Origin of the sequence: Natrinema hispanicum (genome assembly GCF_004217335.1) — an archaeon.
Classification (GTDB): Archaea; Halobacteriota; Halobacteria; order Halobacteriales; family Natrialbaceae; genus Natrinema; species Natrinema hispanicum.
On record NZ_SHMP01000007.1, the window covers coordinates 102,054 to 120,864 of the forward strand.

Here is an 18,811-nt window from a genome sequence, read left to right on the forward strand (position 1 = left end):
TGTGAGCCCTATGCAGATCGGGTCTCTTCTCACACATATCTGAAAAATACGAACATATATTGAGCATGGCCGCGTACAGTTAGATATGTCTGAGTTCGATCCGGCACCTGAATCTGATGCTGCTCAACGGCGGTGGCAAGAGGGTACGGACACGTTTGGTCGTGTCTACGATGTTGCCCTTGGAGTGACATCGCCCACCGCGTACACTGAGATTGCAGAGCTTGCCGATTGCTCTCCGAACGCCGCCAAAAAGCATCTCGAGCGTCTGACCGAGATGGGTATCGTTCGAACAGACCATGATAGTCGCCCTGCGCAGTACGAACGGAATGATGGGTATCTCGAGTGGCAGGAGGCTAGCCAAATTGCAGATGAACTCTCCATCGACGAGATAATCGACCGCGTGGCAGCACTCGAAGAACAGCTCACAGAGTACGAGGAGCAGTTCGGAACCACTGACCCGACAGCGGTCTCGGTTGTTGAGCATGACGACCACGAGATGGTTCATGAACGGATGACTGCGATCAGTGAGTGGCAAGGAATCATTCGAGAGATTCGACTGTACGAACTTGCTCGACAGCTCTCCCAGAACGATGGGCATCTGATTCCTGCCTGAATGAGTCGGCCACCATCGGATTCGGCCCCTGACTCGACAGGGCCACCGGATCGCCAGACGTTGCGATTGCTCGAGCGACATCTCACATCGGATTCACTCGTCGCCGAGACAGCATTCGATCCAGATTCCTACGAGCCGCGACTTCTCAAGGCGTTCCTTGATATGGAGCGATATCCAGAATCAGTCTCAGCAGCCCGACTCGACATTCGGTGGTTCACGACTGAGGATTTCACATTTCATTATGTTGAAGATCACAACGATGGGAGCCGGTGGGAATGCCGTTGGGATCGGCATCCAAACACGCACAATGCCCGGTTGCACTTTCACCAGCCACCGGCTGCGAACGACATCACTGATCTTGAACTCCCGTCGCTCCACCCCCTCGAGGTGTACTCGACGGTGCTTACTGCGATCGAGCAGCGTCTTGAGACTCTTTGGTCTCAGTGAAGGTGCGTCTCGCTGTCCTCTCACATATAGTATTTGCGAGGATGTCAGCGGGGTTCTTCCACTGGACGGAACACTCAAACGCTTCTCTTGAGATGACCCGTGTATGAACCGAGCGATCCTCGTGGTTTCTGTGGCGCTCCTCGTCGTTCTTGCGGGATGTGCGAGCGACATTGGGAGCCCCGAGAATGCGATTGACGATTCCCAGACCGTTGGGAACGCTCTCGAGGTTGTTGACATGAACGTCAAAGAGGTGTCGCCCGACGAGGAGTACGTAGTCCTCGAGAATACCGCCGATGAATCCGTTGATTTGTCTGGGTTTGAACTCCGAGACCGAGAGGGTGGACAGGTCGATGGCGGCCTCTCTCCGTTTTCGTTTCCAAGTGAGTTCGTCTTGGAGTCTGGGGAGACAGTGAAGATAACGACCGGTGAAGGCGATCCGACGGACAACGAGCTGTATTGGGGATACAACGTGAATATCTGGCGGGACGACGGCGACGTGGTTCGGCTCGTCGATGACAACGATCAGGTCGTACTCGAGCACGCTTACGGCGATATCGATCTCGCTGAGTCTGAGTCGGACGGCGATGTAGAGGGCGATAACGGTGACGAGAGCGATGGACTCGACGGGAGCACTATCGAGGGAGAACTCGAGATTCACCACATCGACGTTGGACAAGGCGATTCGACTCTCATCGTCACGCCAGCCAATGAGACGATCCTGATCGATACTGGCGACTGGCGAGAGGACGGCAGTGAGGTCATCGCCTATCTCGAGGCCCAGGGGATCGATCGGATCGACCATCTCGTCGCGACACACGCTGATGCCGACCACATCGGTGGTCACGCTGCTGTGATCGAGCACTTCGAGACGACTGGGGAGGGTATTGGAACCGCATACGATTCGGGTGTCCCATCGGATTCTGCGACCTATGGGAACTACCTCGATACCGTCGACGAGTACGACGTCGAGCTGCTCATCGTCGAAAGCGGCGATGAGCTACCGCTTGAGGGCGATGTCTCTGCCCAGGTGATGAACCCGCCTGCTGGGGACGCTGGGAGTGACGTTAACGATAACAGTGTGGTACTGGCGCTCGAGTTTGGTGACTTCCAGTATTTGGCACCCGGTGATGTCGATACTGGCGTTGAGCAGCGCTTGGTCGACGAGTGGGAAAACGATCTCGAGAGCGATGTCTACAAGGCTGGCCATCACGGGTCATCGACCTCCTCGAGTGACGCCTTCGTAGACGCCATCGATCCGGAGACGGCTATCATCTCGAGTGCCTACGACTCACAGTACGGACATCCGAGTGACGAGGTGCTCGAACGGTTTGCCGCTCGAGAGATCGAAACGTACTGGACGGGAGTCCACGGCGATATTGTGGTTCGCACCGATGGCACGTCGATCGAGGTAGAGACGGAAGAGTTGTTCTCGACGGACCCAGAGGATATCCTCGCGGATACACCTGATTCCGACGATGAGACGAATTCCCTGATATCACCTCCGCTGGTCGCCAGTGGAATTGATGGAGCTGTCGCTCCTGCTATGGGGTGAGAACGATGGATGGGACTTACACTGGCGTTGTCGATCGAATTGAGGACGGTGAGATTGCTGTCATCTTGCTTGAGGAGAACGGGCAGGTGATCGAGCAAGTCGATGTCCCTGTGGGTCGATTGCCTGAGCCCGCTCAAACAGACGGTGGCGTGCTTTCGGTGATGCTTGAGGATGGTGACATCACGTCGATGGAATACCGACCGGACGCGACCCGAGACCGCCGTGAGTCCGCGCAGGAGAAACTGGATCGGTTATCGGAGAAATTGTCCGATCGTGAGGAGTGAGTCGACGCTGGTGGTGATGAAGAGTGACTCTCGAGGAAAAGTCTGTAGTGGACACTTGGTTCTGTTTCGAAGTTCCGTCTGATAGTCTGATAAGAGGAGAATCGTGGATTGTCAAACGCTCAGTACAGGTCAAGCAAGTAACGGAGTGACAATCTATCCCATCGATAACTGTCAGGAACAGTATGCGAATAGAGATGCTGAGTGCATCACGGTGGCTCTATCCCCGGTAGACAGCTACCGAACTATTATGTGTTATTCCGAGAAACATTATCTATGACGAAAAGTATAATCACTGGTGCATCCATACAGCGTTTTGCAATTATTTTGATGCTATACGGTGGTTTCTACGAAATAAGTTACTGGGTTGGCCCCCGAATAACTCGTTTTCCATACCAAGATAGTGGAACGATAATGACTTTTGCATTACTGCTTGGAATTGTTGGGATTGGCGTGGAAATATACAATAAAGACGAAGCGAACTAGAATACTGACATCTCTCACAGATATATCCGTTTTGTAGAAACTGACTTTCTTATATTGAGTGTTCTGTGTCACTCACTCAGTATTGATAGATTGTCCAGCGTTCAATAAGCACCTGTAGTTCGCAGTGATTCCACGGGAATAAACAGCTAAAGAACCCGGTTTCAACAGAGCTACGTATTCTAAAACGACCCCTCCGGAGTATTTTTTCGCCCCGAGATGGGTGCGGGGCGATCGAACTGCCCCGAGATAGCGAATGACTACTGAGCGACAGCACCCACGAGACCGTGGAATTGATCGGACACCAACTCACCGGCACCCCTCCAAGCAACCCTGGTCTGGCCTTGAGTTACGCGTTCCAAACGACCGAAGTCGGGAGTCACTCATTTCGTTCGTCGAGTGTGTTCTCGTCGAACTCACACATGCAGACGTCGGTGCCGAGTATCGATCGTCGAACGTCTGGGGGGTTAAACTGACACAGTACATTGCTGCCGATACGGTTGGTGAACGATTCAAGAAACGCCATTACGACGAACGGCTTGGCTGGCACGAGCAGACGATGTCTCGGCAGGACGTACGTGATGAGCTAATCAACCGACTCGCACGGCCCACGTCACTGGCGACGAATCAGAGTCATCCCCACCCTGTTGAGAAACCAGATACGTTCAGGGTGAAGCCGACGTGGCAACTGCGAACAGGTCGCCGGACTAGCGAAAAGTAATCAGCAGTCATCAGTACTCGAGCCCTCTGTTGAATATCGATCACTGACTCCATACACATCATGCAGTGTCTTCGACTTGACTATGCTTCCAGCAGAGAGTTTATTGACGCCATGAAGCACGAGGCGCGCTCAGCAGCGTGTCGTCATGTGACTTACAATGACAGGCCCAAACCCGATTGACGACACTGCAGACGATTACAGCCGGTTCGAGGCCAGACTCGTTGCCCGTGATCAGGATGCAACTCGCGTCGTGACCGCAGATCTCGGCGAGACAACCGCCCGACAGCTCGTTACTGAACTCATCGATAACAGTGTGGTAACGCCGGTCCCTGACAAGCGGGTGTTCGTCCACGAGCCAAGTGGGACCGCCTTTGACTCGAGCACTCAGCTTGCTGTTTTCCATCAGGGCTGGACGGCGGCCCGCAACGCCGACAAGGAGGGTGAGTGATGCAGCAGATGCTCGCTGGCTGTGCCTTCTGCGACGCCCTGTCTGGCACCGAGGCCGGTGAGGCACATACCTGGGGAAAAGATGAGCGAGTCTCTCACCCCATCTGTGTCGACTGCGCTATCCAGGCGGAGCCGGACCCTAGCGACTGCGATCACTGCACCTGTGACGGTTGTGGGCTCGTCGTCGACACGATCGCGGCACTCACACGGTTCCGCGTCGAACTCGGCCATCTCGAGGGCTCGCTACAGCTGTGTGCGAGGTGTAGTCCCGGAGGCCCGGCGACGTACTGGACGCGCAACCTTGAGGAGCACGTTGTAGCGGTTAAGTAGAGTACGGCTATACGGGGCTACCGAGACAAAACAAACGGGTAGAGGATGAGCAGCAACACTGCAGAGGAGCGGAAGTTACCTGCGAAAAAGCAGTGCTTAGATAAGCTTCGTAACAGAGAGTATCGATGATGGACGAGGAACCGGAGTCAATTAGCTATTTGTCAGCTGATGATATCCGTGATATTCACGAGTTAATCGTGGAGTCAAATGCGGATACAACTGCTGGCGTCTCCTCGCCAGGCGACATTGAATATGCTGTTGAACACATCCAAGAGGGGCATTTCGGACAAGTACCTCAGTCGCTCCACGAGAAATCATTTCAGTTGCTTCGGCTCATTGCGGCAAACCACCCATTCGTTGATGGGAACAAGCGGACCGCACTCATGTCGACCCGTATTTTCTACGCTCTAAACGGTCTCCGATTTGATTACGATCGGACGATCAAAGAGATTCTAAAGGAACTCGCGATAGATGAGTCCAGTGTTGATGTCGATAACGTGATCAGCTATCTTCAAGAGCACACGGAGCCACTAGCTCCAGAATACGAAGCAACGATCAACCTCTGGCTGTCACGCATTGAGGGAACAGACCAACTACCTAGCAATCACGAGCAAAATACGACCGACGATGGAACAGCCCACGAACCGAACGATTATGACGATGACCCTCATAGTGAGAAGTGAGTATGGCCGCCGGAAGTGACCAGCCCGAGATACCAGACGAGATGTCTCCTGAGGAGGCGCGACAGTATCTCATCCGATTCCTTGGACGACAGGACCTCGACGAACACGAGGAAATCTACGAAGAGCTTGCGACCGAATAAGACGTAATCTACAGGCGGGGCAGACCGAGTGCCTCGGGGTCAAGCCCCGAGGCGGTTCGCAATGAGATCCAGTGAGAACACTACTACTGGTGAAGCTCTTCTTCTCGAGACTCTTCAGGAGGTATTGCAGGAGCATCCGGTACAGCTGGCAATTCTTTTCGGTTCTCACGCAACTGGGGAGTCTCACTCTCGAAGCGACATCGATATCGCAGTTGACTTCGACACTGTCCGCCCAAGTGATCCAGCCTACAACAAGGTCTTTCTTGGGTTGAGTGTCGACCTCGGCGAAGCGCTCGAGACTAATGATGTCGATCTTGTCGATCTCCAGACAACGTCACCGGAACTGGCGGAGACGATCTTCGATCACGGCGTCCTTCTCATCGGTGACCGAGAGCATGTGGCTGAGATCCGACGCCAACTCACCGCAACTGAGAAGCAGACTCAATCACCGCGCGAACGGTTTGATGCGGCAGTTGCCAGAATTGATAGACATCTTGGTGGGTCTGCTGTGACAGCGACTGATCGCGAGACCCGTGATCGTGATCGATGACAGACGGGATCTCTGCTGCGGACTCTCTCAATAGAATATACTCAACACTGTCGAAACGATTGAAACCAGTTTGGGTGTTCTCGCTCGGAAACAGGCGCTGAGTCGCGAAGCATATCATGCTGACTCGGATACACAGGATATCGTTGAACGCCGATTTGTGAAGATGACCGAGGCAGCGATCGATATCGGAGAGGCACTTGTCAAACACGAGCGTGGAACGCCTCCAGCGAGTAATCCACAGTCAATGCGGGCTCTCGAAGAGCTTGGTATACTCTCTGCTTCGACAGCTGAGGAAATGGCACAAGGTGCCCGATTCCGGAATGTCCTTGCACACACCTAGGGAACATCATCGAACACGACGTGGTCTACAACGCTTTGCAGGACCTCGAGCGCTACCGCCAGTTCGTCATCGAAGTCCGCGACTACCTCGAGTCGATCGGAGCACTTGATGAGGACATCTCTTAGCGTTCGAAACACGGTTTACCACGGAGCACTTCAATGAGTACGTCAAAGAACTCGGTGTTGAGGACTACTATGCTGAACTCAAAGGTATTTGACGACGACCTACGCCGAAACATGGAGCAACGGCGTGAAATGATCAAGCGATGGGACATCCGTACGCACGACGATGGTGACTGGTCACGCGAACAAAATCGGCTCCTCAACACCCAGCTCCAGTTGACAAACGACATGGCTGCCGCTGGCGACACGGATCCTGTTCGGTTTGCAGCCGCTCGAGATCGTCTGCGAGACCAGTAACCCCATACAGGTCCACCCTTAGATTGGGGATGCTACTACAGCAATGACATCTGATTCATCTTCCGGATCAGTGGACGACGAGGTCCGCCAACTGTACGAGCGATATCAGGCGGCCGAGAGCGACACCGAATGTCGCGAGATCGCCCTCGAGATGGGGAAACTTGACGGACGCCGCCACGCGGAGATTTACGCAGCACTCGAAGACGAGTGAGCAGTTCTTCTTCCAGAGATCTGTGTGCGGAGTCGTTCAAGACCCGCGACTAGCTGAATTTCGATTTAGGGTTGTCGCCAGCTGGGTTCATTCAGCCTCGAGGTCGCGAGCATCCAGTTCGCCAGCGAGGTACTGCTCTCCCTGACGAGTGATGTCGTAGACGCCGTTGCCCAAGTGGACAAGAAGGCCGTAGGTGACTAGCGTCTTGCAGCGGGAATTGATATGTTGCCGGGAGAAGCGAACCCGGCCGCTGTCAGCCATCTCTTTGGGCGTATCGGGTCCAGCGTCAGACAAATGCTCTAAAATTCGATCGTCGGCGCGAGACATCCAGTCAGCGTCAAAGCGCATACTCAACTCTGCTTGCGCCGACACTATCCTACACGCGCTAAGTCAAGTATTGAGTCGATACGCAACTGTAGTTGACTCCAAACCATTTATGACCCGTCAAGCTGAAGCTTCGAGCGTTCAAATGGATCGATCACAGCGAACGGGGAATGGATCATCAACTGATCTTGTCGTTGAAATCATCGAAACGCTGGAAGTGTGTGGCCTCGATCGTGACGACTACCAGCTCTACGATACTGTGGATCCCGAAGCACTCGAGCAACTGCTCGCCTCATCAACGGATGATACCGAAGTCCGACTCACTGTTGAAGGCATTCGGATTGCTGTGACGCCAGACTGTGTGGACGTCCTAATTGATGATCGAACCGATATATAAGATTAATATCATAATCGCTTTTTCGACCTCGAGGATGAGTGGGATACCAGACGTAACTGTTCACTGTGGGAATTCGCATTTTGAAGCTATCGTGAATTGCTGCCCGTGGCGATTCACTGATTGTTGAATTCAGAAATCACACCCAGCGTTTAACTCTTGAGAGTACTGATACTTAGCTAATCGATGGAGCGGCTAAACCGACGGCAAGAGAACGAAGCTCACTCAGGGCAAGAAGCAACCAAACAAAGGGGAGAACAGACCTGTCCTGAATGTGAGTCAAGTGCGCTCACGAGAAGTGCGGACGAGAGTGAGATTAGCTGCGCGGAGTGTGGGTTGGTTCTCGAAGAGGAAGCTATCGATCGAGGGCCTGAATGGCGGGCGTTCAACGCGGCAGAACGGGACAGCAAATCTCGAGTGGGTGCACCGACAACCCAAACAATGCACGACAAGGGCTTGACGACCACGATTGGATGGAAAAATAAAGACGCCGCTGGTCGCTCACTGTCCTCAGATAAGCGCCTCCAGCTCAGCCGGATGCGGAAATGGCAAGAGCGGATTCGAACAAAAGACGCTGGCGAACGGAATCTCCAGCTTGCTCTCTCCGAAACTGATCGAATGGCGTCCGCGCTGGGTGTTCCCCGATCTGTTCGAGAGGTTGCGAGTGTGCTCTATCGGCGTGCACTTGATGAAGATCTTATCCGCGGGCGTTCCATTGAGGGCGTTGCCACAAGTACATTATACGCGGCCTGTCGAATGGAGGGAATCCCACGATCGTTGGACGAAATTTCGGCAGTTTCTCGCGTTGAGCGCATGGAAATCGCGCGTACGTATCGGTATATCGCGCAGGAACTCTCCCTCGAAATGGAGCCCGTTGATCCGAAAAAGTACGTCCCTCGCTTCTGCTCTGAACTCGAGGTTTCCGAAGAAGTGCAGGCGAAAGCAACTGAAATCATCGAAACCACTGCAGAGAAGGGACTGTTATCAGGAAAATCGCCAACTGGCTATGCTGGGGCAGCAATCTATGCGAGTTCCCTGTTGTGTAATGAGAAACGAACACAGAAAGCCGTCGCCGACGTTGCTCACGTGACAGAAGTCACTATTCGGAACCGATACCAAGAACAGATCAATGCCATGGGACTCCAGAACTGATAGATCTTCTCTGAAGATCCAAAATCAGAGTAGCTGTCGGCGATTCAGGAGGATTTCTATGATTACTCCGTTTCTATCTCAGATGGAGAATCATTAATCGCGCTAGCCTGCAGCACGTGTCTAATATGGAAATCTTTTTCTGATGGATTATCGCTCTGTAACGCTTCCTCAAGGTGGTTTCTACTCTTCTCACCCAATCCCGTCATGTCATCGATGCATACGAGAAGGGGAGATTAAATAATAGTTGAAAACCAATAGTGATGTCTAATCAATATTGTCCTTAGCAAAAAGCATCATACTATATGTGCTCGTGTAACTCTTGTCGAGTGGTTTTTCAACCTATAAGTCGAAATAGCAATATGTACGATCTCACTAAATTCCAGCGTGACATCTTGTACGTGATCGCCGGCCAGGACGAGCCACATGGCCTCGCGATCAAAGACGAACTCGAGGAGTACTACGAGAACGAGATCCACCACGGGCGGCTGTACCCGAATCTCGACGAGGTCGTCGACAAAGGGCTCGTCGAGAAAGGCAAGGTCGATCGTCGGACGAACTACTACACGATTACAGCGCGTGGTCAACGCGAACTCGAGGCCCGGCGAGAGTGGGAAGATCAGTACGTCGGTGAGCTACTCTCGAGTACAGAGTGAGACGGCCCTGACCACTGAGCGTGCGCGCTCGATCTGATCTCCCGAGTACTCTATTACAACCATAGTTTCAGGATGACGTGAATGGAACGAGAGTCAGCTAGTGGTATAAAAAACCGACTAGTTGTATTAGCTTACATCTACGTACGTGTGGAATAGCAAGTATCATCTCGCCTGAATGGCTGAGCCATGGACGACCTTACAGGATTCCAACGAGACCTGCTGTACGTGATCGCAGGCGCTGACCAGCCATCTGGACAGGATGTCAAAGACGAGATCGAGCAGTACTACAGTTCAGAGATCAATCATGGTCGGCTATACCCGAATCTCGATACGGTCGTGAATAAGGAACTCGTCGAGAAAGGACAACTCGACAGACGAACGAACTATTACGCGATTACAGACGAGGGAGAACAAGCGATCGAGGATCGCCGTGAGTGGGTATTACAGTACATCGACTGATCAAAATCGGAAACGATCTGTATTCTTGCTTTGCTCCCCGAATCGGTAAGTACAGGTCAAGTAGTTACCGGAGCAGCAGTGAATTAGCTGGTTCGTCTCTCGTAACTCCTTCGGAGCTTTGGATACATCAAAAACCAGAGGACTATCAGTAGCACACAGTTGAATAGCCAGATAGGGTCAGTGAATAAATCACGAAGAAACACGGAGGGAGTGCGTTCGAGCAAAACTGCTCCAAGAGCGCTGACAGCTATGACACCTATCACATATGTAATGATAAAAATGAGCGAGTCGCGTCTAAATGACGGCTCCATATCGTCTAATTGACTTTGGTCGAAATAAATCCAGTCGGTACATCCGTATACGTAGTTATCGAGCCGATCGCTCCAGTTTCAGAGGCATTTCTAAATAAAGAAACCGTGCTACTGTCTACTGTTACGATACTATTCAGACTGGTACTGTCGTAACACTCTAAAAAGAAAGAGTGTACTGATCCCACTGATCGTGAGAAGGGCAAGTTGAGATGCCGATCCGGGTGTTTGAGATCCAGCCATCTTAAAAGGAACTCCAGTCATGAGAGCAAGGATAAACAATTTCGTTCTAATAGATGTTAATTCTGATTTAGTAATACGAATGTATGAAGATGAATCCTGTTTACTTTTCGTAAACTTGGCCCTTTTTAATGTATAATATGGGAAAACTAAGAAACCACCAAGAGGAACAAGAATAGCTAGATCATATCGTTGAAATTCGTCAAGATTGAATTGACGCATATCAACATATACAATTCCAGCAAGCAAAAATTGGATAACTATCGTAGCTATTAATGTGAATTCTGCTGTACTACTCATTTATTGAATGAGTTTATATCCAGACCATATATGTTTTCTTAATGTTTGTTCACCATGGGAAGTTCGCATCTGTAGTGTGCGGATGGGTCACTGAAACAGCCGTGAGTAGGTCTCGGTAAGTGGCTTGCAACCATCGCTTTCGATAATAAGGTGAAAGCCCCTGGCACGCTCGAGTCCCGCGCCTGGCGAGACGTGTGCGTCTCGCCGCCCTTCGCTCGTTTCACTCGCGAAGACCTCGCTGCGCTCCTCACAGGTTGCGGTGCTTGCGTCGGCGGGGTTCCTCGAGCGCGCCAGCCCCTTTTAGCCCCACCCACGTGGACTGATCGGGCTGCTGTTGCATTGGTTGCCTGCTCTTGGATTCGGCCCGCCCCGCTCGCCGCGTGCCGCCCTCCGCGTCGCTCGCGACCGACCATTCCGGGCTGCGGTTCGCTCCTGGCGTCGCTCACCGTTCCGGGCTAAAATGAATCTGGTCTCGACGCCAGCATTAAGCGCGTTTTCGGTTGCGCCCCTCGCGGGCTTTCGCGTTCCAGCGCTTGGTACCGTTGCGCTGGACACGGACCCGCCGTCCGGGCCGGACACGAGAAACGGCTTAAAGCTGGCCGCTCGCTTCGGGCGGATCGCCGAGGCGCTCACACCGTTCGCGCCTCGAGTCCTGCCTCGCTCCGCTCGGCAGGACGCCGCGCGGTGCTGGTTGGGTCACCGCATTCAGGCGCGCTCTCGCTCGCGCCCAGATGGGCGCTCGCGAAGGCGCGAGCGCGAGCGCGCAGATGGATCTAGTCGGTCGGTGTCGTCGGAAAACCGCGATGTAAGGGATCGCGGTGGCAGGCGCGTGAGCGCCTTCGGAACTAGTGAGTTCCAATGTCTAGTAACAACTCGAGTAGCAAGGTCGTTACGGTCGATGAACAGGCACTCAAACAGGCGGATGAGCAGGCAGTCGATGAAGACGGCTTCCCGGTCGTCAACGAGACGCCGGAATTTGAGGCAACGGTCGAGCAAGAGGTCCAAGCAAAGGTGGATGCGAACCACCCAGACGGCATCGTCGATACGAGCGACGACCGGATCCACGGTGCGACCCTCGAGCAGGAAGAGCGGATTCGAGCACGAGAGGATGAACTTGAACTGATCAGTGCCCAGGCCGAGATGGGGCTGCAGGAAGGTCGTGCAAAGCGGACACGAGCGATCGCTGCGGACCAGAGCAAAGCGCGGCGTGTGGAATTCCAAAAACGGGCGGCGAGCGTGGACCCAATGGCGGACCCGGAGCGAGCGGATCCCCGGACAGAACTTACCCAGGAGCAGTTGGCGGCCGTGAACAAGCAGTCGATGCGACTCGCGAAGGAGTTGGATGGCTGGTCTCGAGCGGCGATTAGCCGGCGGTTGAGTGAAGTCGTCGGTGGCCAAGACCTGACAAGTGCGGTCGTCAACGTGTTCGAGGAACTGCAGACGGCACCCGGACACGTCATCCCCATTGGAAAACTCGAAGAGGTCTCTCGGAAGGAGGTGAGCATCGAAGGGCGTGTCGAAACCCTGTGGGATCCCTCCCATCCAAGCATCGCACAGGTCGGGCTCATCGCGGATGACAGTGGCCAGACGCGTGTGACCATCTGGAAGTCATCAGACGCACCGTGGATCGAGGAAGGCGAGCAGGTGCGCATTCACAAGGCTGCTCGGAACTGGCACGAAGGACGTGTATCACTGGCTGTGACCGGCTGGACGACGATCCACTTCGCCGAGCGCGGTCGCTGGTGGGAATAGCCGGGGCGAAGCCCCTTTTTTGCTGGTGTGAACGCAGTCACCGCCACCTCCCACCACCTCCACGGTCCGGGCTGCTCACGGCCGATGGCCGTTGCGCTGCCGGGCTTTCGCCACAGCATAAATCTGCTCCACAACTTTGCCATCACCTAGTAGTAGTTAGTAACACGACTTTTTCATTCAGAAATATGCCTGAAACTGAGTCGAGCAATTCGGCAACTACATCTGCTTACTGACCGGTGAGCGATGAATTACAGTGCTTACATTGATCCCGATCTAGTTCGTTCGGAGCACCACATTGCGAACAATTAATCCGAGCCGGTGATTCATCGGTGTCGTCCCACGACTGAATCACCATAACGAGGAGAGCGAGGTACACGAACAAGAACAGCCCTAATGGGCCGAATGGGAAGAGAATGAACAAAACAGGGAAACCAACGAACGCGTATATCAGGAGGGTTGAGAGGCGATCCATGGATTCGATTTTAGACTGTAGGAATAAAAAATACATACTCTGTACTAACTGGTAACTACGTGTGCATATTGAAAAGTGTTAGTCACCGCACATTTATGCAGTCACACCGAAAAGGGTCAAATATGACTAAACAACAGAAGGAACAACTTGGGATTATAGCAGGGATTCTCGGCATCCTCGGGTCGTTATTAGTTATTTATCTCGGTATCGTGTGATAACCTCTCGCTGATTCTCCGCCTGTTAGAAGTCCGGTAACTCGGTATCTGTATACCCTGTACTGAACGGTAACTGCATGTGTGTACTTACCGCGAGTTCCGCAAGGTGTCCTGAATAAAGAAACCATGCTACGGTCTACTTCGCGATAGATTTCTCTGCCCCACGAGTGAGGTGAGGGGCAGTCGGAGTTGCTCATTGCCCCTCGTGAACACCATGGCTTTCAGAGAGGTTTACGAGACAACATTCGACGAAGACGTCCAGCCCAACTCGAGCGCCAGTCCGTGCCCCAAATGCAACGGACGGGTGACCATCAACGCAGTCGAAACTCGTTGTGAAGGCTGTGGACTCCTTCTCGAACCGCAACAATACCAGACCCAGAAAAGAGTCAATCCCACTTAGATAGAATGCTATTGAGAAAAACTACACAAGTATTGGAACAAGATATTTACTGGAGTAACAACATAGATTTGGATAATGCCAGAATGTGATGGCTGTGGCTCTCATGTCACCGAGAACTATTTCCGGGTTTTCGCCGTTGATGGTGATCTGCCAGCATGTATCCACTGTGCCAGCAACCGTGAAGCTCGAGAAGCAGGACTCCGTCACCAATAGCGTCCCAGTGATTTCATTTCCAGATTTTCTCTATCGAACTGGAGCCTGCATCGAGACGTGAGACAACACGATCCACCACCCACCAATGACTGACCGAGATTCTGACTTCGAGGAGCTTCGTCCGACCGGCGAAGCGTCGCATATCCCAGATGAGACACTCAGCGAGTGTACTGAGGGTGAGCCGAATCGACAGCGAGTTGCAACGGCGACGACTGGATATCCAGACACTCCAACGGAAACAGACACTGAGTGTCGCTCCTGTAGCGCACCGATCCCAGCTGATCAGACCAAATGCCTGTTCTGTCTTACCAATCATCTCGAGGACTCCCCTTCTGAGACAAACGCACCAGCAACAGAGTGGACACTGCTTGGCGTCGTTCACATGCTTGTCGAGTCGTCTACGTTCTACGGTGCCGTCGCGAAAGGCGCGGCCGCTGCAACACTCCTTGCCACCAGTGCGACGGAATCGACCGTCGACGACTGCACGTCCATCTATGATCTCGAGGACGAGCCCGCAGCCCAATTGACCGATCAGTGGCCCGTGCTTCCTGCTGCAGCACAGATTACGTCCACTGACGGTGAGCAACTTCTCGCGGCCGCCCGCGATCGAACAACATGGAGTGACCAACTCCACCCAGCCGCAGATAGTGACCACGAGCCGACAACGTATCTCTACGACGAAGGCGGGACTAGCATTCGCGACGAGCAGCGACTTGCGACGCTGCTCGACAACGCCGGCGATGATGCGTGGCTAGTCCCCGCAATTGCTCTCCAGCAGACACCTGACAAGCGTGAACCTGAGCATTTGGACAGTCTGATTCCGACCAAAGAATGCCTCGAGTGTCACCAGTGCGGATGTACAACCGATCATCGATTCAGCGAACATGAATCCGTTCCCGACGAAACCTGGACCGGCCACGCAATCTGGGAATGCCAGGTCTGCGGGACGCCGTGCTATGGGCCGAGCCCAGAGTGAATGAGATGTGGAACATGATCACTTAGCAGTAGATAGTAGCACTGGTTCTTTATTCAGAGTGAGGCGTGAAAATCGCGGTAAGTACAGGGTGTGTCTTGTTTGCAGAGAGACGCGACAAAGGGTGGCACAATAGCATATTCTATAAGGAAAGTTATTATAATCTTGCAACACCAATCATTGATTGAAATACTATGCCTGAAGCTGGTCCTCCTCTACAGCCCGGAATGACCCAATGGAAGTACGCTCTCATCGGTGGGTTGTGCTCTCTTCCATTCACCACCTTCAGTTACTGGCAAACAGGATCCGAACTCTCGCTTGGAGCGGTGTTTTTCGGTGGTATTCTTGCCGGCTATCTGATCGGGCGTGTGAACGGTGAAATTAGCGGAGTTGGGGTTCGGGTCGGGATTATTGGCGGACTTCCAGTATTCTGGGTTGTTTTCGATCTTCTTACAACCACATTCCGCTTGGCCGGCCCAGTATGGTTTGTGGCGAGCGCGATCGGTGCCACGATTGTGTTTGCAGTCCTCGGATTCGGAATTTCAGCGCTCATCGGTGAAGTGGGAGTACGGGTTGGGCGTTGGCTGGCCGGTAACCAACATGACCAATCGACTACTGTGGGAAATAGTTGAGGCGGCGGAGTTCAAAGAACACTGTCAGTTGACAGCAGTCAAGAGATGTTGGGGTAAAGGAAAATCAACTATACCTTCATATCATGTTTATCTGCGCCGCGATCGGCTGAGGCGCATTCAATGGACCCACGCAACACACCAGGATACAGACTGCATCGTGCACTCAGTCAACTCAATGATCTCGAGGGCGATCAGTTGACTGACGCCGACAGAGAACGAATCGAAACAGCAACGGCGCTCTTGGAGGAAGTGAGTCTTCTCACTCGACCAGAGCGTAGTGAACCTACTGATACCCACATTGATTCCTAACCGAGCGGGTTATAGAATCGGTCACAGCTTATTGGACTCCGTACCGGACGGTCAGTACAGGCTATGTACTTTCCGTAGAGTATCAATCCACCATAATTTCTAAGTGAGTGTAATTCTTGCTGCGGAATATGGCTGAAAACTCAGAGACCCCATCCATATCGATGGTTCCGGCTATTTACCGTCTGGTTGCCGGTTTTCTCCATGCAGGTGTCGCTATCTTTCTCTGGAACTTCTTCTCATATGATAATCTATGGGAAATCCTCTTGGTTAAGCCACCCTCAGGAGCGTATATTCTCATCGGAATGTTTTCCCTCGGATTCGTTCCAGTCCTGTATTCCATAACGCAGAAGTCCATTTCGCCCGTTCTACTGGTCAGTGTATTACTAACCGTATCAGCCTATAGTCGCTAGTTGTCCACTCTGGCTAAGCGGCCAGCTGGCTAACACGTAGTGATGAAGGAAGCGGGTGAATCAGAAATCTGATTCATCCGCTGTCCGGATCCGCACCTGATGAACCTTCCAAAACTCAAGCAGGTACTTACTGATCCAGACGAGTTCATTTCGAACCGGCAACTCAAGGCTCTTTCTCTGGAGCTCCTCCTGTTGATTCCGATGCCGGGAATCGAGGGCTCGCCCCTCGATCCCGGCGATATCATGGAAGTCGTTCTTCGAGCCGCCGCTGGGACAACCTCTGTCAACGGCGTCACGACCAATACAGAGGAAACGCCCAATAGAGAACCCGTCATGGATTGGCTCCACACGCTCCAAAAAGACCCGATTCTAGACGCCGTCAACGATATTCTCGCTACGCTGGCGATGACGGTTCTCGACCGCCACAGGTCGAGAACCGTCTGTATCGACTTCATGGACAACCCCTTCCACGGAAATCCCAGCAGTGACGGCGAGATCAGACGGATGTCTGCTCGGGACGGGACTACCCAGTGTCATCGCTACTGCACAGCGTTCGTGATTGCGCAGGGAAAGCCGCTGACACTCGCGGTTGAACCGGTTGCTGGCGAAGATAGCAAGGCCGACGCGGTCGAGCGCCTGCTCGCCCGCGTCGAGACGTATCCATTCGAGATCGACCGAATTCTCATGGATCGAGACGCCTACGTCGGGAAGCTGATTGGCGTCCTTCGAGAAAGTGCACCGCCAGTCTTCCCGGTCAAGACCGGGAAGGCGTCGATCCGAAAGAAGCTCTCCGTAACGGCGTCATACATGACCGAAGAGACGATTTGTGAGGGGAAAGAGCACGAACAGACGTTTCCGATGGCAGTGAACGTTACCTACCAGAACGGTGACCGTGGAAAGTCTGGCGTGAAGGCGACCGGATACGCGGCGTACGGTCTGGAAGACCGGACGCCGACGCAGGTTGCGACGATCTACAACAAGCGGTCACAGATCGAAAAGAGCTACGAGAAGTTCCGTGAAGCGCGTGCAGTGACGACAACACCGTCAACGACGATTCGCCTCTTCTACGTGGGTGTCGGGTTCTTGTTAGAGCAGTTGTGGCTGGTATTACAGTGGGCCGTGCTCGCCCGGCCACGCCGTGGCGGGCGAGCACTTCCCGTTGAGTTCACGTTCGGAGATGCGTTTCTCCACGGGGTCGTCCGGGAGTTAGACCGCGATCTGGGATGGAAAGAGAAGCATCGGACGAACGGTACCGGATTGCCACCTGGATGTGATCACGGACTCGGCTAAGCCGCCTCGCTTCTGACGAAGCGAGGTCGGCTACTAGCGTCCGCTATCTTTCTCGTCGTCAGAATCTCTGCCAAAGTGAGCGTAGTGAGACAGATTCTCAACTGTGTGCTGTCTCCTCGTCAGGTTACACACTGATTCTGCCTCACGTCTCGTCTATTTCCTCGGATCTGTCCGTGGCGTGATTGACGCAGTGGACAACTAGCGATAGTGAGTGGCAGGGTTACTTTACTAGCCCGTTTGGTGGGCCGGGACCATTCGGTGTGTATATCCTTTCTTGGGTCGGCGTAGTCCTCCTTGCGGGTCTGGCAGGCAACGTTGAGCTCAAACTCAAACAAAGAGAGACAGCGGCTCCCTAACCAGCAACCCCACTCGAGGCAGAGGTACAAGTTTCCAAAGGCACCCGTAGTCTTTTCGAAGCTATCGACGAGTCAAGCGACCTGACGACCACTGACGATGCTACTATCGATCCGGATCGCTCTACTCCGTGAGACAGGTACGTTCCAGCAGTGATTTTGTGCGCCGGTGATGGGTGCCGGCGCACTGGGTAAGACCAGGCGAACACTGATCAGAGCGTCGGCGCAGTGAGGTATCCGAGATGCATATGTTAATTTACGCACTGGTAGAGGCATCGACAGCAGAAGAGGCACTGTCAACCGGAAAGACCGTGTTCGATCGACTGGTTGGCGCAGAGCCGCATTCCTGTGCGGTGTTCGACTACTACGTCACCTTCGACGAAGAGGAGACAACAGTGGCTGGAAAAGCACGGTGGGGCGATCTACCGACAGCTGCACCCGTTACGTCCGACGAAGGTGAAGAACTCCTCGAGCGGGCCTGGGAGACCACGACGGAAACATTCCAACGCAATCTGGACCGGGTGAAGAAAGCACTCGAGGAACGCAACGACGATGAGATCATGCGCGATGAGGGCCTCGCTCGGCACGCCTTCCAGCAGGTCGGTGCCTCCCGTGGCCCGTCAATCTGCCTGTATGATCAGCACGCGACTGGTATCCGCCATCGTGGACACCTCGATCGCCTCCTCGAGGAGATTGATGAGCACGAGACATGCTGGATCGTGCCGGCAGATGTCCATTTCTGAGT

Annotated in this window: 27 protein-coding genes; 25 read left to right on the forward strand and 2 right to left on the reverse strand. The window is 53.5% G+C overall.

Annotated elements, in window-relative coordinates:
- The first annotated feature begins 85 nt into the window (after positions 1–85).
- The 14 genes from BDK88_RS17005 to BDK88_RS21325 all read left to right on the forward strand — a co-directional run bounded on the left by BDK88_RS17005 (position 86) and on the right by BDK88_RS21325 (position 7,217).
- Positions 86–613: a winged helix-turn-helix domain-containing protein gene (locus BDK88_RS17005; RefSeq protein ID WP_092935828.1), complete on the forward strand. Its 528-nt coding sequence runs from the start codon at positions 86–88 to the stop codon at positions 611–613.
- Positions 614–1,060: a hypothetical protein gene (locus BDK88_RS22365; protein WP_130501446.1), complete on the forward strand. Its 447-nt coding sequence runs from the start codon at positions 614–616 to the stop codon at positions 1,058–1,060.
- Between the two features lie 103 nt (positions 1,061–1,163).
- Complete coding sequence (locus tag BDK88_RS22370; protein ID WP_130501447.1) at positions 1,164–2,612, forward strand: MBL fold metallo-hydrolase; 1,449 nt, start codon at positions 1,164–1,166, stop codon at positions 2,610–2,612.
- Between the two features lie 5 nt (positions 2,613–2,617).
- Positions 2,618–2,896 carry a DUF3006 domain-containing protein gene (locus BDK88_RS17020; RefSeq protein ID WP_092935834.1) on the forward strand — a complete coding sequence of 93 codons (279 nt, stop codon included), beginning with the start codon at positions 2,618–2,620 and terminating at the stop codon, positions 2,894–2,896.
- A gap of 273 nt (positions 2,897–3,169) precedes the next feature.
- A complete protein-coding gene (locus BDK88_RS17025; RefSeq protein WP_130501448.1) occupies positions 3,170–3,379 on the forward strand; it encodes a hypothetical protein in 210 nt (69 codons plus the stop codon).
- Positions 3,380–3,632: 253 nt separating this feature from the next.
- Positions 3,633–4,097: a hypothetical protein gene (locus BDK88_RS17030; RefSeq protein ID WP_130501449.1), complete on the forward strand. Its 465-nt coding sequence runs from the start codon at positions 3,633–3,635 to the stop codon at positions 4,095–4,097.
- A gap of 157 nt (positions 4,098–4,254) precedes the next feature.
- Positions 4,255–4,545, forward strand: a complete 291-nt coding sequence (locus BDK88_RS17035; protein ID WP_130501450.1) for a hypothetical protein — start codon at positions 4,255–4,257, stop codon at positions 4,543–4,545.
- The gene (locus BDK88_RS17040; protein ID WP_130501451.1) at positions 4,545–4,874 is read left to right on the forward strand and encodes a DUF7558 family protein; all 330 of its coding nucleotides are present in this window, start codon (positions 4,545–4,547) and stop codon (positions 4,872–4,874) included. Before BDK88_RS17035 ends, BDK88_RS17040 begins: the two co-directional genes overlap by 1 nt.
- A 128-nt stretch (positions 4,875–5,002) precedes the next feature.
- Positions 5,003–5,557, forward strand: a complete 555-nt coding sequence (locus BDK88_RS17045; protein WP_130501551.1) for a type II toxin-antitoxin system death-on-curing family toxin — start codon at positions 5,003–5,005, stop codon at positions 5,555–5,557.
- A 2-nt stretch (positions 5,558–5,559) separates the two neighbouring features.
- The gene (locus BDK88_RS21320) at positions 5,560–5,697 is read left to right on the forward strand and encodes a hypothetical protein (RefSeq protein ID WP_165396987.1); all 138 of its coding nucleotides are present in this window, start codon (positions 5,560–5,562) and stop codon (positions 5,695–5,697) included.
- A gap of 61 nt (positions 5,698–5,758) precedes the next feature.
- A complete protein-coding gene (gene mntA, locus BDK88_RS17050) occupies positions 5,759–6,247 on the forward strand; it encodes a type VII toxin-antitoxin system MntA family adenylyltransferase antitoxin (RefSeq protein ID WP_130501452.1) in 489 nt (162 codons plus the stop codon).
- Between the two features lie 70 nt (positions 6,248–6,317).
- Entirely contained in the window at positions 6,318–6,587 is a 270-nt protein-coding gene (gene hepT / locus BDK88_RS21855; protein WP_242611692.1) for a type VII toxin-antitoxin system HepT family RNase toxin, read from the forward strand.
- A gap of 194 nt (positions 6,588–6,781) precedes the next feature.
- Positions 6,782–7,006 (forward strand): hypothetical protein, encoded by a 225-nt coding sequence (locus BDK88_RS17060; RefSeq protein WP_130501453.1) that lies wholly within the window; start codon positions 6,782–6,784, stop codon positions 7,004–7,006.
- A gap of 70 nt (positions 7,007–7,076) precedes the next feature.
- Complete coding sequence (locus BDK88_RS21325; protein ID WP_165396981.1) at positions 7,077–7,217, forward strand: hypothetical protein; 141 nt, start codon at positions 7,077–7,079, stop codon at positions 7,215–7,217.
- 87 nt (positions 7,218–7,304) lie between these two features.
- Here BDK88_RS21325 and BDK88_RS17065 read toward each other — a convergent pair whose 3' ends face one another.
- On the reverse strand, positions 7,305–7,565 hold the full coding sequence (locus tag BDK88_RS17065) for a hypothetical protein (RefSeq protein WP_008015347.1): 261 nt from the start codon (positions 7,563–7,565) through the stop codon (positions 7,305–7,307).
- Positions 7,566–7,686: 121 nt separating this feature from the next.
- Here BDK88_RS17065 and BDK88_RS17070 point away from each other — a divergent pair, with 121 nt between their 5' ends.
- The 4 genes from BDK88_RS17070 to BDK88_RS17085 all read left to right on the forward strand — a co-directional run bounded on the left by BDK88_RS17070 (position 7,687) and on the right by BDK88_RS17085 (position 10,199).
- The gene (locus tag BDK88_RS17070) at positions 7,687–7,938 is read left to right on the forward strand and encodes a HalOD1 output domain-containing protein (protein ID WP_130501454.1); all 252 of its coding nucleotides are present in this window, start codon (positions 7,687–7,689) and stop codon (positions 7,936–7,938) included.
- Positions 7,939–8,121: 183 nt separating this feature from the next.
- Entirely contained in the window at positions 8,122–9,087 is a 966-nt protein-coding gene (locus tag BDK88_RS17075) for a transcription initiation factor IIB (protein WP_130501455.1), read from the forward strand.
- Between the two features lie 359 nt (positions 9,088–9,446).
- Complete coding sequence (locus BDK88_RS17080; RefSeq protein ID WP_130501456.1) at positions 9,447–9,740, forward strand: PadR family transcriptional regulator; 294 nt, start codon at positions 9,447–9,449, stop codon at positions 9,738–9,740.
- A gap of 186 nt (positions 9,741–9,926) precedes the next feature.
- Entirely contained in the window at positions 9,927–10,199 is a 273-nt protein-coding gene (locus tag BDK88_RS17085) for a PadR family transcriptional regulator (RefSeq protein WP_130501457.1), read from the forward strand.
- A 440-nt stretch (positions 10,200–10,639) separates the two neighbouring features.
- Here BDK88_RS17085 and BDK88_RS17090 read toward each other — a convergent pair whose 3' ends face one another.
- A complete protein-coding gene (locus BDK88_RS17090) occupies positions 10,640–11,047 on the reverse strand; it encodes a hypothetical protein (RefSeq protein ID WP_130501458.1) in 408 nt (135 codons plus the stop codon).
- 858 nt (positions 11,048–11,905) lie between these two features.
- On the opposite strand from BDK88_RS17090, the gene BDK88_RS17100 reads away from it, so the two are divergent.
- From BDK88_RS17100 to BDK88_RS17130, 7 genes are all read left to right on the forward strand, one after another.
- On the forward strand, positions 11,906–12,799 hold the full coding sequence (locus tag BDK88_RS17100) for a replication factor A (protein ID WP_130501459.1): 894 nt from the start codon (positions 11,906–11,908) through the stop codon (positions 12,797–12,799).
- 1,162 nt (positions 12,800–13,961) lie between these two features.
- The gene (locus BDK88_RS22550; RefSeq protein WP_449406692.1) at positions 13,962–14,099 is read left to right on the forward strand and encodes a DUF7563 family protein; all 138 of its coding nucleotides are present in this window, start codon (positions 13,962–13,964) and stop codon (positions 14,097–14,099) included.
- Between the two features lie 85 nt (positions 14,100–14,184).
- A complete protein-coding gene (locus tag BDK88_RS17110; protein WP_092935564.1) occupies positions 14,185–15,075 on the forward strand; it encodes a biosurfactant protein 1 in 891 nt (296 codons plus the stop codon).
- A 191-nt stretch (positions 15,076–15,266) separates the two neighbouring features.
- On the forward strand, positions 15,267–15,704 hold the full coding sequence (locus BDK88_RS17115) for a DUF5518 domain-containing protein (protein WP_092935566.1): 438 nt from the start codon (positions 15,267–15,269) through the stop codon (positions 15,702–15,704).
- Positions 15,705–15,824: 120 nt separating this feature from the next.
- A complete protein-coding gene (locus BDK88_RS21860) occupies positions 15,825–16,013 on the forward strand; it encodes a hypothetical protein (protein WP_092935568.1) in 189 nt (62 codons plus the stop codon).
- 509 nt (positions 16,014–16,522) lie between these two features.
- A complete protein-coding gene (locus BDK88_RS17125) occupies positions 16,523–17,713 on the forward strand; it encodes an ISH3 family transposase (protein WP_130501460.1) in 1,191 nt (396 codons plus the stop codon).
- A gap of 595 nt (positions 17,714–18,308) precedes the next feature.
- Entirely contained in the window at positions 18,309–18,809 is a 501-nt protein-coding gene (locus BDK88_RS17130; protein WP_130501461.1) for a hypothetical protein, read from the forward strand.
- Positions 18,810–18,811 lie beyond the last annotated feature (2 nt).

What these genes read in the sequence shown, in the direction of transcription:
- BDK88_RS17115 (WP_092935566.1), top strand. Translation starts at nt 15,267, where the DNA reads ATGCCTGAAGCTGGTCCTCCTCTACAGCCCGGAATGACCCAATGGAAG.
- BDK88_RS17075 (WP_130501455.1), top strand. Translation starts at nt 8,122, where the DNA reads ATGGAGCGGCTAAACCGACGGCAAGAGAACGAAGCTCACTCAGGGCAA.
- BDK88_RS17020 (WP_092935834.1), top strand. Translation starts at nt 2,618, where the DNA reads ATGGATGGGACTTACACTGGCGTTGTCGATCGAATTGAGGACGGTGAG.
- BDK88_RS17040 (WP_130501451.1), top strand. Translation starts at nt 4,545, where the DNA reads ATGCAGCAGATGCTCGCTGGCTGTGCCTTCTGCGACGCCCTGTCTGGC.
- BDK88_RS17080 (WP_130501456.1), top strand. Translation starts at nt 9,447, where the DNA reads ATGTACGATCTCACTAAATTCCAGCGTGACATCTTGTACGTGATCGCC.
- BDK88_RS17065 (WP_008015347.1), bottom strand. Translation starts at nt 7,565, where the DNA reads ATGCGCTTTGACGCTGACTGGATGTCTCGCGCCGACGATCGAATTTTA.
- BDK88_RS17070 (WP_130501454.1), top strand. Translation starts at nt 7,687, where the DNA reads ATGGATCGATCACAGCGAACGGGGAATGGATCATCAACTGATCTTGTC.
- BDK88_RS21320 (WP_165396987.1), top strand. Translation starts at nt 5,560, where the DNA reads ATGGCCGCCGGAAGTGACCAGCCCGAGATACCAGACGAGATGTCTCCT.
- BDK88_RS17130 (WP_130501461.1), top strand. Translation starts at nt 18,309, where the DNA reads ATGCATATGTTAATTTACGCACTGGTAGAGGCATCGACAGCAGAAGAG.
- BDK88_RS17045 (WP_130501551.1), top strand. Translation starts at nt 5,003, where the DNA reads ATGGACGAGGAACCGGAGTCAATTAGCTATTTGTCAGCTGATGATATC.
- BDK88_RS22365 (WP_130501446.1), top strand. Translation starts at nt 614, where the DNA reads ATGAGTCGGCCACCATCGGATTCGGCCCCTGACTCGACAGGGCCACCG.
- BDK88_RS17060 (WP_130501453.1), top strand. Translation starts at nt 6,782, where the DNA reads ATGCTGAACTCAAAGGTATTTGACGACGACCTACGCCGAAACATGGAG.
- BDK88_RS17030 (WP_130501449.1), top strand. Translation starts at nt 3,633, where the DNA reads ATGACTACTGAGCGACAGCACCCACGAGACCGTGGAATTGATCGGACA.
- BDK88_RS17100 (WP_130501459.1), top strand. Translation starts at nt 11,906, where the DNA reads ATGTCTAGTAACAACTCGAGTAGCAAGGTCGTTACGGTCGATGAACAG.
- BDK88_RS22370 (WP_130501447.1), top strand. Translation starts at nt 1,164, where the DNA reads ATGAACCGAGCGATCCTCGTGGTTTCTGTGGCGCTCCTCGTCGTTCTT.
- BDK88_RS17025 (WP_130501448.1), top strand. Translation starts at nt 3,170, where the DNA reads ATGACGAAAAGTATAATCACTGGTGCATCCATACAGCGTTTTGCAATT.
- BDK88_RS17090 (WP_130501458.1), bottom strand. Translation starts at nt 11,047, where the DNA reads ATGAGTAGTACAGCAGAATTCACATTAATAGCTACGATAGTTATCCAA.
- BDK88_RS17110 (WP_092935564.1), top strand. Translation starts at nt 14,185, where the DNA reads ATGACTGACCGAGATTCTGACTTCGAGGAGCTTCGTCCGACCGGCGAA.
- BDK88_RS17035 (WP_130501450.1), top strand. Translation starts at nt 4,255, where the DNA reads ATGACAGGCCCAAACCCGATTGACGACACTGCAGACGATTACAGCCGG.
- BDK88_RS17005 (WP_092935828.1), top strand. Translation starts at nt 86, where the DNA reads ATGTCTGAGTTCGATCCGGCACCTGAATCTGATGCTGCTCAACGGCGG.
- BDK88_RS22550 (WP_449406692.1), top strand. Translation starts at nt 13,962, where the DNA reads ATGCCAGAATGTGATGGCTGTGGCTCTCATGTCACCGAGAACTATTTC.
- mntA (WP_130501452.1), top strand. Translation starts at nt 5,759, where the DNA reads ATGAGATCCAGTGAGAACACTACTACTGGTGAAGCTCTTCTTCTCGAG.
- BDK88_RS21860 (WP_092935568.1), top strand. Translation starts at nt 15,825, where the DNA reads ATGGACCCACGCAACACACCAGGATACAGACTGCATCGTGCACTCAGT.
- BDK88_RS17085 (WP_130501457.1), top strand. Translation starts at nt 9,927, where the DNA reads ATGGACGACCTTACAGGATTCCAACGAGACCTGCTGTACGTGATCGCA.
- BDK88_RS17125 (WP_130501460.1), top strand. Translation starts at nt 16,523, where the DNA reads ATGAACCTTCCAAAACTCAAGCAGGTACTTACTGATCCAGACGAGTTC.